This window comes from Aminobacter anthyllidis (genome assembly GCF_018555685.1).
In the GTDB taxonomy this organism is placed as follows: domain Bacteria; phylum Pseudomonadota; class Alphaproteobacteria; order Rhizobiales; family Rhizobiaceae; genus Aminobacter; species Aminobacter anthyllidis.
The window spans coordinates 19593-31715 of sequence record NZ_JAFLWW010000001.1; the positions used below are offsets into that span (position 1 = coordinate 19593).

At 62.2% G+C, this 12123-nt stretch carries 9 protein-coding genes; 4 read left to right on the top strand and 5 right to left on the bottom strand.

From position 1 onward, the window contains the following. Positions 1 to 15: 15 nt before the first annotated feature. Both rnd and J1C56_RS00090 read right to left on the bottom strand, forming a co-directional pair. A complete protein-coding gene (rnd, locus tag J1C56_RS00085) occupies positions 16 to 1173 on the bottom strand; it encodes a ribonuclease D (protein WP_214385002.1) in 1158 nt (385 codons plus the stop codon). An 84-nt stretch (positions 1174 to 1257) separates the two neighbouring features. Next, a complete protein-coding gene (locus J1C56_RS00090; protein ID WP_420797360.1) occupies positions 1258 to 2514 on the bottom strand; it encodes an MFS transporter in 1257 nt (418 codons plus the stop codon). 163 nt (positions 2515 to 2677) lie between these two features. Between J1C56_RS00090 and J1C56_RS00095 the strand changes: the two genes are divergently transcribed. Both J1C56_RS00095 and aspS read left to right on the top strand, forming a co-directional pair. Further along, complete coding sequence (locus J1C56_RS00095; protein WP_214385004.1) at positions 2678 to 3094, top strand: GNAT family N-acetyltransferase; 417 nt, start codon at positions 2678 to 2680, stop codon at positions 3092 to 3094. A 136-nt stretch (positions 3095 to 3230) separates the two neighbouring features. Next, positions 3231 to 5021, top strand: coding sequence for an aspartate--tRNA ligase (aspS, locus tag J1C56_RS00100; protein ID WP_214385005.1), 1791 nt, complete (start codon positions 3231 to 3233; stop codon positions 5019 to 5021). Positions 5022 to 5104: 83 nt separating this feature from the next. Here aspS and J1C56_RS00105 read toward each other — a convergent pair whose 3' ends face one another. Further along, positions 5105 to 6298 carry a hypothetical protein gene (locus J1C56_RS00105; protein WP_214385006.1) on the bottom strand — a complete coding sequence of 398 codons (1194 nt, stop codon included), beginning with the start codon at positions 6296 to 6298 and terminating at the stop codon, positions 5105 to 5107. 263 nt (positions 6299 to 6561) lie between these two features. Here J1C56_RS00105 and parC point away from each other — a divergent pair, with 263 nt between their 5' ends. Next, positions 6562 to 8868, top strand: coding sequence for a DNA topoisomerase IV subunit A (parC, locus tag J1C56_RS00110; RefSeq protein ID WP_214385007.1), 2307 nt, complete (start codon positions 6562 to 6564; stop codon positions 8866 to 8868). Positions 8869 to 9074: 206 nt separating this feature from the next. Beyond that, positions 9075 to 10235: an AI-2E family transporter gene (locus J1C56_RS00115; protein ID WP_246591129.1), complete on the top strand. Its 1161-nt coding sequence runs from the start codon at positions 9075 to 9077 to the stop codon at positions 10233 to 10235. A gap of 46 nt (positions 10236 to 10281) precedes the next feature. Here J1C56_RS00115 and J1C56_RS00120 read toward each other — a convergent pair whose 3' ends face one another. Both J1C56_RS00120 and J1C56_RS00125 read right to left on the bottom strand, forming a co-directional pair. After that, positions 10282 to 11178, bottom strand: coding sequence for a DMT family transporter (locus tag J1C56_RS00120; RefSeq protein WP_214385009.1), 897 nt, complete (start codon positions 11176 to 11178; stop codon positions 10282 to 10284). 52 nt (positions 11179 to 11230) lie between these two features. Next, positions 11231 to 11986 (bottom strand): arginyltransferase, encoded by a 756-nt coding sequence (locus tag J1C56_RS00125; RefSeq protein WP_214385010.1) that lies wholly within the window; start codon positions 11984 to 11986, stop codon positions 11231 to 11233. Between the last annotated feature and the right edge of the window lie 137 nt (positions 11987 to 12123).

Genomic DNA, 12123 nt, shown 5'->3' on the forward strand with positions numbered 1-12123 from the left:
TCAGGCCCGTGCCCTTCAGGCCTCGACCTCGAACACCGCGATCTTGCGCTTGTCGAAGCGTATGGCGAGTTCGCCACGTACGAGTTTCAGCGCAGCTTCGCCGAACACCGATCGGCGCCAGCCCTGAAGGGCAGGGACGTCGGCGGCCTCGCCTTCGGCGGCGATGCGGTCGATGTCGTCGCCAGAGGCCAGCACCTTGGGCGCGACGCCTTCTTTTTCCGATACCAGGCGCAAAAGCACCTTGAGCAACTCGGAGGCAGCACTCGAGCCTTCCGGCGGCTGAAATGTCTTGGGCAGCTTGGGCATCTGCTCGCGCGGCATGTCGAGCGCTGCGTTGACGACAGTTAGCAGCGCCGTAGCGGATGACGACCGCTCCCAACCCTTTGGCGTGGTGCGCAGCCGTGACAGGCCTACTGCATCGCGTGGCGCCTGCTGGGCGACTTCGTAGATCGCGTCGTCCTTGAGCACGCGCCCGCGTGGCACGTTGCGTTCGCGCGCCTCGCGCTCGCGCCAGGCGGCCACCGCCTGCACGATGGCAAGCTCCTGCGGCTTGCGCAGCCGCATCTTGAGCCGCTTCCAGGCGTCCTCGGGATGTGGGTCGTAGGTCTCGCGTGAGGTCAGCACCTCCATCTCTTCGTTGAGCCAGTGCGCGCGACCTTCGCGCTCAAGCTCGGCGACGAGATGCTGATAGACGTCGATCAGGTGGGTGACGTCGGCGAGAGCGTAATCGAGCTGCTTTTCCGACAGCGGCCGGTGGCGCCAGTCGGTGAAGCGCGACGACTTGTCGATGCGCCCGCCGGTGATCTTCTGGACGATCTGCTCGTAGGAGACGCTGTCGCCGAAACCGCAGACCATGGCCGCGACCTGAGTGTCGAACACCGGATGCGGGATCAGCCCGCCAAGGTGGAAGACGATTTCGATGTCCTGACGGGCGGCATGGAAAACCTTGGTGACCGCTTCGTTGGCCATCAGTGCAAAGAATGGCTTGAGATCGAGGCCTGGCGCCAGAGGATCGACCAACGCGGAAACGCCGGGTGCTGCCATCTGGATCAGGCAGAGCTCGGGCCAGAAAGTGGTTTCGCGAATGAACTCGGTGTCTACCGTGACGAAGTTGGATTTTTCGAGAGCGGCAACGACGGTTTCGAGTTCGTCCTGGGTCGTTATTACATGCATAATATTGCTTTTATCAGAACGCGTTATCTTTCCATTTCAGCCGGGCGCCCTTTCGTCAAGCACTTGCACGTCTGATGGGGATGTCTAGCCGTCATCTGTGCCGTTGGAGGGACCATTTCGGCCGGCAAGCCGGGCGAAAATGGGCGATGTCCGCAGCAGAGCAATGAAACGGCCGCGGTGGCCGGCCGGAACCGGCGAGCGCGAGCCCATGCGGTAGATGATGACCGCCACGAACACGAGGTAGACGGCCGCACTGAAGCTGAACAGTGAATGCGGGCCAAACTGCTCCATCACGATCGAGGCCACCAACGGCCCCGCGATGGCGCCGACAGAGTAGAACAACATCAAGGCGGCGTTGATCAGCACGAACTCACCCTTTTCGGCGCGGTCATTGGCGTGGGCCGCCGACAGCGAATAGAGCGGCATGGCAAATGAGCCGAAGATGAAGACAAACACGAAATTGGCCAATGGCGATTCGCCGGCGAGAAACACCAGCATCAACGCTGAGGCCATCGCGCCGACTGTCGTGACGAGCAGCACCTTACGGCGATCCCACAGGTCGGACATGTAGCCGAGCGGATACTGGACGAGCGCGCCGCCGATGATGCCGACGCTGACGAAGGTGACGACGTCGGTGACCGACAGGCCGATCTGCTCGGCATAGATCGGACTCAAGGTGCGAAAGGCGCTGTTGGTGACGCCGACGAAGATGCAGCCGATGCTGCCAAGCGGCGAGATCTGCCAGGCGCGCTTGAGGTCGAGCTTGACGTCTTCCGGCGGCGTCGGATTGGAACGGTCGCCAAGCGAGACCGGCACCAGCGACAGCGTTATCATTATCGACATGATGGCGAAGATGGTGAACCCGCCCGCGCCGAAGACCGGGATCATGAACTGCGCACCGGTCACCGAGCCGATGTCGATGATGCGGTAGATGGCCAGAATTCGGGCGCGGTCATGGTTGGAGACGCCGGAATTGAGCCAGCTCTCCATCACGGTGAACAGCCCGGCGAAGCAGAAGCCGGTGGCAAAGCGGATCACTGACCACATCACCGGGTCGATGACGAGCACCAGCGTCAGCGTTGCCGAGGCGGCAATGGCGGCGAGTGCCGCGAAAGCCCGGACGTGGCCGACGGCCTTCATGATGCGCGAGATGAAAAGGCAACCGAGCAGGAAGCCCATGAAATAGGCCGTGCCCATCAACCCGATGGTCGACGCCGGAAAGCCCTCCTGCGCGCCGCGCAGCGCAATCAAGGTGCTTTGCAGGCCGTTGCCGCCGAGCAGGATGCCGGCGGTGATCAGGAGCGGGATGAGGGGACGTATGGAGGACATCAGGCACGCGATACAAAAGCTGAGGTGGCTACAGTTTGCCCGATCGGTCAATGGCAGTCAGCCGCTGGTGCGACATATTCCGTCGACTGCGCCAACGTTGTCGCCACGGAGGCGGTTAGCGTGCGCGCGCGGCCTATGGCCGCCCACGGGACCGCCAGGGACGAACGAGGCCGCGATGACGACATTGACCGTGAGCACCAGCATTGACGACGAGACAGCCAGGTTCATCGGCGACGGGCTGAACGCCTACAACTACGATGCGGGAGGTCCCCACAACGACCAGGATCTCTGGATTGTGGCTCGCAGTGATAATGGCGCGGTTGCAGGCGGTCTCAAGGGGTCGTCCGAGTACACATGGCTGTTTGTCGAATGGCTCTGGGTCAGCCGCGCTCATCGCGGCGAGGGGCTTGGCCAGCGATTGCTCGGGCAGGCTGAGGAAACGGCACGGCAGCGCGGCTGCATCGGTGTTCATCTCGATTCGTACACCTTCCAGGCTCCGGAGTATTACAAGCGGCTGGGATACGAAGAGTTCGGCCGCATCGACGATTATCCGGCCGGGCACTCCAGGGTATGGCTGAAGAAGCGCTTTTAGGGCGACCAGCGATCGGCCCGAAGTGGCTTTACCTTGACAAAACCGGGTACCCATGCGCTTTTCGCGCCAAATTTCGGCCCGGGCGCATCGGACGCTCCGGCGCCTTTTTGACAACAGCCCGAACCGGAATATTGCCATGCATCGTTACCGCAGCCACACCTGCGCTCAATTGAGGAAATCCGACGTCGGCTCAGCCGTTCGCCTGTCCGGCTGGGTGCATCGCGTGCGAGATCACGGCGGCCTGCTGTTCATCGACATGCGCGATCACTATGGCCTGACCCAGATCGTCGCTGATCCCGACTCGCCTGCCTTCAAGGTCGCCGAGACCGTGCGTGGCGAGTGGGTCATCCGCGTCGACGGCGAGGTCAAGGCGCGTATGGCCGAGTCCGTCAACGGCAACCTGCCGACCGGCGAGATCGAAGTCTTTGCCAAGGAAATCGAGGTTCTGTCCGTCTCCAAGGAGTTGCCGCTGCCGGTGTTCGGCGAGCCGGAGTATCCCGAGGACATCCGCCTCAAGTACCGTTTCCTCGATCTGCGCCGCGAAACGCTGCACAAGAACATCGTTGCGCGCACCAAGATCATCGCCGAAATGCGCAGCCGCATGACGGGCGAGGGCTTCACCGAATATTCGACGCCGATCCTGACGGCGTCGTCGCCGGAAGGCGCGCGCGACTTCCTGGTGCCGTCGCGTATCCATCCGGGCAAGTTCTTCGCGCTGCCGCAGGCGCCCCAGCAGTACAAGCAGCTGTTGATGGTTGCAGGCTTCGACCGCTACTTCCAGATCGCGCCCTGCTTCCGCGACGAGGACCCGCGCGCCGACCGCCTGCCGGGCGAATTCTACCAGCTCGACCTCGAAATGAGCTTCGTGACCCAGGAAGACGTCTGGAACACGATGGAGCCGGTGATGCGCGGCGTGTTCGAGAAGTTTGCCGACGGCAAGCCGGTCACCCAGCAGTTCCGCCGTATTCCTTATGACACGGCGCTGCGCACCTACGGCACCGACAAGCCCGACCTGCGCAACCCGATCGAGATCCAGCCTGTCACCGAGCATTTCGATGGTTCGGGCTTCAAGGTGTTCGCGGGCATGATCGCTGCCAACCCCAAGGTCGAGGTCTGGGCAATCCCGGCCAAGACCGGTGGCAGCCGCGCATTTTGCGATCGCATGAATTCCTGGGCGCAGGGCGAGGGCCAGCCGGGTCTCGGCTACATCTTCTGGCGCAAGGAAGGCGACAAGCTCGAAGGCGCTGGTCCGATCGCCAAGAACATCGGTGAAGAGCGCACCGAAGCGATACGCCAGCAGCTTGGCCTGTCGGACGGCGACGCCGCCTTCTTCGTCGCCGGCGACCCCAAGAAGTTCGTCTCTTTCGCCGGTGCTGCCCGCACCCGCGCCGGCGAGGAGCTCAACCTCGTCGACCGCGACCGCTTCGAGCTGTGCTGGATCATCGACTTCCCGTTCTACGAATGGCTGGAAGAAGAAAAGAAGATCGACTTCGCCCACAATCCGTTCTCGATGCCGCAGGGCGGCCTGGATGCGCTGAACAACCAGGACCCGCTGACGATCAAGGCCTATCAGTACGACATGGTCTGCAACGGCTTCGAAATCGCCTCCGGCTCGATCCGCAACCAGCTGCCCGAACTGATGGTCAAGGCGTTCGAGCTGACCGGCAAGTCGCGCGAGGAAGTCGAGGAGCAGTTCGGCGGCCTCTACCGTGCCTTCCAATACGGCGCCCCGCCGCATGGCGGCATGGCTGCCGGCGTCGACCGCGTGATCATGCTGCTTGTCGGCGCCAAGAACCTGCGTGAAGTGACGCTGTTCCCGATGAACCAGCAGGCGCAGGATCTGCTGATGAACGCGCCGTCGGAAGCAACGCCCCAGCAGCTGCGCGAGCTGTCGCTGCGCGTCGCGGTGGCCAAGAAAGAAGCTTAAGCAGTCCGCGCAAGCGACTCTTTCGACTCAACAAAAAGCCCGGCATCGCTGCCGGGCTTCGTTTCGGGACGTGGCCGCCAGGATCAGTCCTGGTTGGCCGTGACCGTCAGGCCGAGCGTCTTGGGCAGGTCCTTGGGGTTCGACATGCCGCTGGCGGCGAGCAATGCGAACGGAACCGGCGAGGCCGGCTTGGCTGCGATCTCGATCGACTTGGGAGCATCGAGATAGGCGGTGACAGCCGTGGTCACCTGGGTCGACAGTTCCGGATTGTTCAGTTCCATCATCAGGAACGGCACGATCGCCTTGGCCTGGTTGGCGATGTCCTTCGCCGTCATGTTCTGCTGCTTGGCGAGGTATTCCAGCACCTTGTTGGTCACCGAATCGTCGTCGAAGCGGACGGTCGCGCCGTTGAAGGTCAGCTGCTGCATCAGGCCGAGCATGGCCAGGCCCTGGGCCGAGTTGTCAGTGCCTTCCGGTTGGGCTGCCATCTTCTTCTGCAGTTCCTGCACCGACTTCAGGAATTCGACGGTGTAGCCGCCGAGGTCGAAGGTCATGCCGAGCGTGCCGGCGTTGTCGACGGTGACGTCGTAGCTCGACAGCGCCATGCGGCCGTCGGTCGGCTGCCAGGTGCCTTCCATCTGGAAATCGCCCGAGATGTTCTGATAGCCGAGCGCTTCGATGGCAGCCTTGGACTGCGGGTCTTCGACCAGGGTCAGGTCAGCCGTGAACTTCTCGGCCGAGCCGGTGAACTCCATGGCGTTGCCGTCGGCCGGAGGGGTCACCTCGGCTGCGAAGTTGGTCATCTGGAAGGCCTGCTTGTCGCCGATCTTGACGCTGACATTGTCGAGATTCGCGGTCTCGTACATCAGGAACGATGCCAGCAGGTCGGTCGAGTCGGAGGCCGGCAGCGTGACATTGCCGAGCGTCAGCGGGCTGACCTCGACCTTGGTCGGGCCTTCGTTCAGGCTATAGGGCTCGGTCGTGATGGTCTCGATCTTGAAGCCGCGATTCTCTTCGGTGATGCCGCTGAGCGTGAGCTTGCCGATGGAAAACGGCTTGCCTTCGCCAGCCATCTGGATGCTCGTTCCCTCGAGCACGGCTTCCGAGGCATCGCCTGTGACGCTGGTCCAGGCGAGCGTCAGGTTCTGGCCGGCGAGCACTGACTTGAGCCGCTCGGCGACCGCAGTGGCATCCTGGGCGAATGCTGCATTGAGCGGAAGCGAGAACAGGAAGGTCGTGAGTGCGAGCTTGCGGAATGCAGAGCGGTGTTGCGTCATCATAGATCCCTGAGACTTGTGAAATGATTCAGCCTTACGTCAGCCACGAACTGGACCGGAAGAAGGCGACGTGACGACAATGGCCGCAATTCGATCCAAAAGGCAATCACTGCTGAGCAACACGCGCAAAAATGGTGAATGACCAACTGCTCGCGTGATTGCTACTTTAGCGAGCGGGCAGATTTGTCGCACTGAGATCCGGGTAGCCCTTGCTTTTGCCGAATGCCCTTGTCGCGAATCGCCCGTTCCGCTAGTCCAACCCCATGGGAAAAGGGCTTTTGCCGCCCGGAAACGGTAGCGGCGACAACATTGAACCGGTCGATCTGAAGAAGGCGCTCGAAGAGCGTTATCTGGCCTATGCGCTGTCGACCATCATGCACCGGGCATTGCCCGACGTACGCGACGGACTGAAGCCGGTCCATCGCCGCATCATGCACGCCATGCGGCTGCTGAGGCTCAACCCCGATCAGGGTTTTGCCAAATGCGCCCGTATCGTCGGCGAGGTCATGGGTAAGTTTCACCCGCATGGCGACCAGTCGATCTATGATGCGCTGGTGCGCCTCGCGCAGGATTTCTCGGTTCGCTACCCGCTCGTCGACGGGCAGGGCAATTTCGGCAATATCGACGGCGATAGCGCCGCCGCCATGCGTTACACCGAAGCGCGCATGACCGAAGTGTCGGTGTCGCTGCTCGAAGGCATCACCGAGGATGCCGTCGACTACCGCCCGACATACAATGAGGAAGACGAAGAGCCTGTCGTCCTGCCAGGTGCGTTCCCCAATCTGCTCGCCAACGGTTCGTCCGGCATCGCTGTCGGCATGGCGACGTCGATTCCACCGCACAACGCCGCCGAGCTGTGCAGTGCTGCCCTTCACCTTATCGACAATCCGGATGCCGCGGTCACCGACCTGATGACCTCGCCCGGCGAGTGGGAGCGCATCAAGGATGATCCCGAACTGCGCTTCGGCTGCAAGGTTCGTGGTCCCGATTTCCCCACCGGCGGCAGTGTCGATGATGACTGGGCCTCGATCGTCAACGCCTACGAGACAGGCCGTGGCGGCTTCCGCATGCGCGCCATGTGGCAGCAGGAAGACCAGGGCAGGGGTACCTGGAACCTCGTTGTCACCGAGATTCCCTATGGTGTGCAGAAGTCGCGGCTGATCGAAAAGATCGCCGAGCTGTTGATGGCCCGCAAGCTGCCGCTGCTCGAGGACATCCGCGACGAGTCGGCCGAAGACATCCGCGTGGTTCTGGTGCCGAAGAGCCGCACCGTCGATCCGGGCCTGTTGATGGAATCGCTGTTCAAGCTCACCGAGCTTGAAAGCCGTTTCCCGCTCAACATGAACGTGCTGTCGCGCGGCAAGGTGCCGAACGTGCTGTCGCTCAAGAGCGTGCTGCGCGAATGGCTCGACCACCGCCGCGAGGTGCTTGTTCGCCGCTCGAAGTTCCGTCTCGGCGAGATCGAGAAGCGGCTTGAGATCCTTGCCGGTTACCTGATCGCCTACCTCAACATCGACGAGGTGATCCGCATCATCCGCGAGGAGGATGAACCCAAGCGCACGATGATGGCGCGATGGGATCTGACGGACAATCAGGCCGAAGCCATCCTCAACATGCGCCTCAGGGCGCTGCGCAAGCTCGAGGAGTTCGAAATCCGCAAGGAATTCGATGCGCTCAGCACTGAAAAGAAGCAGATCGAATCGTTGCTGGCGTCGGACGCCAAGCAGTGGGCGACCATCAAGTGGGAAGTGAGCGAGGTGCGCAAGCACTACGGTCCCGACACCAAGCTTGGCCGCCGCCGCACAGTCTTCGCCGAAGCGCCGGATCATGACCTCACCGATATCGCACACGCCATGATCGAGAAGGAGCCGGTAACGGTCGTCGTCTCGGAGAAGGGCTGGCTGCGCGCGATGAAGGGGCATCTCGCCGACTACTCGCAACTCACGTTCAAGGAAGGCGACAGCCTCAAGCTCGCCTTCCCTGCCCAGACAACCGACAAGATTCTGGTCTTCACCACCGGCGGCAAGTTCTACACCATCGGCGCCGACCGGCTGCCGGGCGGTCGCGGCCATGGCGAGCCGATCCGCATCATCGTCGACATGGACAACGACCAGGACATCGTCACCGCTTTCGTCCACGAGCCCAAACGCAAGCTGCTTTTGGTCAGCCACGAAGGCAACGGCTTCACAGTTCCCGAGGAAGAGGTCGTCGCCAATACCCGCAAGGGCAAGCAGGTGATGAACATCAAGACGCCTGATGAAGCCAAGCGCTGCATCACGCTCCAGGGTGATCATCTCGCCATCGTCGGCGAGAACCGCAAGATGCTCGTCTTCCCGCTCGAGCAGATTCCTGAAATGACGCGCGGCAAGGGCGTCAGGCTGCAGAAGTACAAGGACGGCGGCGTGCTCGACGTGAAGACGTTCACGATGGAGAGCGGGCTCAGCTGGCTGGATTCGGCCGAACGCACCTTCACCCGGTCGCGCGAGGAACTGCTCGAATGGATTGGCACGCGCGCTACTGCGGGACGCATGGTGCCCAAGGGGTTTCCTCGCACCGGCCGTTTCGGCTAGGGGCGTGGTGAGCCATTGAGCGAGTGCAGCGCGGCAAAGTTTTGGTGCGCGGCACTGGATTAGGCTCTATGATCTCCTCACCTGCGTTGAAGTCAGCGCCGGGCTTAAGCGGGTCCATTTCGGGGCCGAGGAGATTTAGGCTCTTGAACGTGACCAATCCCCGCAAACCGGAGCGAGAGCCGAGGCTGTTCGGTCCGTCCCAGCCGATGCGTGCCGCTTTGGTGCCGCCGCTTTCGGCCGCGCGCTGGCTGCTGGTGCTGATCGTTGCGGCGGGCATCTATTTCTTCCACGGCTTCCTGGTGCCGGTGCTGGCGGCACTCGTCATCGCCTTCGCCAGCTGGCCGCTCTATCGCCGGCTTTTGACGGCGGTTGACGGCAACAGGACCATCGGCGCCACGCTGGCGTTGATTTTCATCGTCGCCTTCCTTGTCGTGCCGATCTCTTTTGCTGCGACCTACGCCGTCAATGAGATTCGCGATTGGGTCGGCTGGGCGGTGGAGACCAATCGCCATGGCGCGGCGACGCCAGGATGGATTACCAATTTGCCAGTCGCAGGCGAATGGCTGAACGAGCAATGGACGCGCAATGTCGGCCATCCCGGCGCCATTGGCGAACTGATCCAGCTCGTCAGCGGCGCCAATATCGGCAGCATCTACCGCGGCGTGCTCGCCTTCGGCGGCAGTGCCTTTGGTATCCTTCTGACGCTGCTGTTCATGCTGATCGCCCTGTTCTTCACCTATCGCGACGGCGAATCCTTCGTTGCCCAACTCGACCGCCTCGGCGAGCGTATCCTGCCGATGCGCTGGGAGCGGATCTCGCGCGTGGTACCCAAAACGATCAGTGCCACGGTCATGGGCATGACTGTCATTGCCATCGGCGAGGGCGTCGTGCTCGGCGTCGCCTACTGGGTCGCGGGTGTGCCGTCGCCGGTGACGCTGGGCGTGATCACCGGTTTCATGGCACTGATCCCTGGCGGCGCGCCGTTGTGCTTCACGCTGGTGTCGATCTATCTGGTCGCCAGCGGCTCGCCGGTTGCGGGCGCGGTGTTGTTTACCTGGGGCGCGACAGAGCTCTTCATCGTCGACAAGACGCTGCGCCCCAAGCTTGTCGGCGGACCAATCAAGCTCCCGTTCCTGCCGACCTTTTTCGGTCTCATCGGTGGCGTCAAGACAATGGGCCTGCTCGGCCTGTTCATTGGACCGGTGCTGATGGCACTGTTGGTCGCCATCTGGCGTGAGTGGATTCGCGAGATCGAGCTTACCGACGAGGCGGCGATGCTTGCGGCTGCCAATGCGCTGCCCGAGAGCGACACGCCGCGCACCATCGAAGCCATCCGCAGCGACGTGCCGACCAAGCAGGCCGGGTAGGGGCGAGCAACCGCCAAGCCGGTCCCGGTCGCGACAAAGGCAGCGGTTACGCCGGCTGCCTTGCAAGGCTTGCCTTGCGCCTGCGGCCCTCGGAAAGCTGCCAGGCCGAGTGGGCGACAAGCGTGACGATGAGGATGGCGCCGCCGATCAGGCTGTTGCGCGTCGGAACCTCGGCGAAGATCATCCATACCCAGATCGGCGCCAGCACTGTCTCGAGCAGGTAGAACATCGCGACTTCCGGCCCGGAGATGTATTTCGGGCCGTTGGCGAGGCAGAAGAACGAGATCGGCATGATCACCGCGCCGTTGAAGATGATCCACCACGGCGCTTCGACGTGAAAGCCGGTTTTGGCAACCATGACGGCCGCGACCAGGCCTGGCAGGAGTACGCCGACCAGGGCCGTGAAGCCCATGTCCTTGTCGCTGGAGCGTGAAATGGTGATGGCCGATGCGATGCAGAAGGCCGAACATACCGCCATCAGATCACCGAACAGATGGCCGGTTCCGATCGAACTGCTGACGATGATGAGTACGCCGCAGACCATCGCCAGCATGGCAAGCATGGTCGCGGGGCGTGGCCTTTCCCTGAGGAACAGCCACGACAGTACGGCGGCGAATACTGTGTTGAAGGCCAGGATGAACACCAGGTTGGCCGTCGAGGTGTTGTAGACCGCCGTAATGAAAGCGATCGAGCCGAGGCCATAGAGGCCGGCGACCACCAGCCCGGCGCGACCGGGAACGAGCTGCGGCGCGTTGCGGCTGAACGAGCGCCAGACCAGCCAGATGATGATGGCCGCGACGAATGTCACGCCGCTGCGCATCATCAGGATCGACCAGTGATTGCCATCCGCAAGCTTGATCAGCGGAATGTCGACGGTCAGCGCCAAGCCACCGAGGCCGGTCAGCAACAATCCCTTGGAGTGGTTCGATTGGGTGTTTGCCACGTATTTCCCTGCCAGATGGTCGACGGCAGCGTGGAAAACGGGCCGGACGGGCTCAGATGTCGCCTTCGAAACGTTCCCAGCCCTTCATGCCGAGATGCTCCTGAGGTGTGAAGCGTACCTTATAGTTCATCTTGCGCGAACCGTTGACCCAGTAGCCAAGATAGACGTGGGGCAGGCCCAAGGCGCGCGCGCGGGCAATATGGTCGAGGATCATGAAGGTGCCAAGCGACCGTTCGTCCATTTCCGGATTGTAATAGGAATAGACCATCGACAGGCCGTCCGACATCTGGTCGGTCAGCGCCACCGCCATCAACTCGCCCTGGCCCTGGCCGGTAATGAACGTGTCTGGGCCGCGGCGACGGTATTCGATCACTTTGGTGACGACATGCGTGTCCTCGACCATCATGGCGTAGTCGAGCACGGTCATGTCGGACATGCCGCCCTTGCGGTGGCGGGCATCGAGATAGGAACGGAACAGCGAATACTGCTCTGTCGAGGGCTCGGCGTTGTGCATGGCTCCGACGAGGTCAGAATTGCGCTCGATCACCCTGCGCATGTTACGCGTTGCCTTGAACTCCTGAGCCAGGATGCGAACGGAAACGCAAGCGCGGCAGGTTTCACAGGCCGGACGATAGGCGATGTTCTGCGAACGCCGGAAGCCGCCCTGGGTCAGCAGGTCGTTCATCTCCGGCGCCTTGTCGCCGACCAGGTGGGTGAAGACTTTCCGTTCGAACTGTCCCTCAAGATAGGGGCAGGGGGACGGCGCCGTCAGGAAGAATTGCGGAGAATGGGTCGGATGCTGCGTCATCGAGCGTCAGGAAGACTCCCAATCAATGTTCCCTAGCTTGGCGCTGCCTGCGAAAAATTCAACATGAATGTGAAGGCAAGGAGAGTCTTTGCCTTCACATTTTGGCGCAAGTGCCCGTTTTGACTCGCCGAATGGCA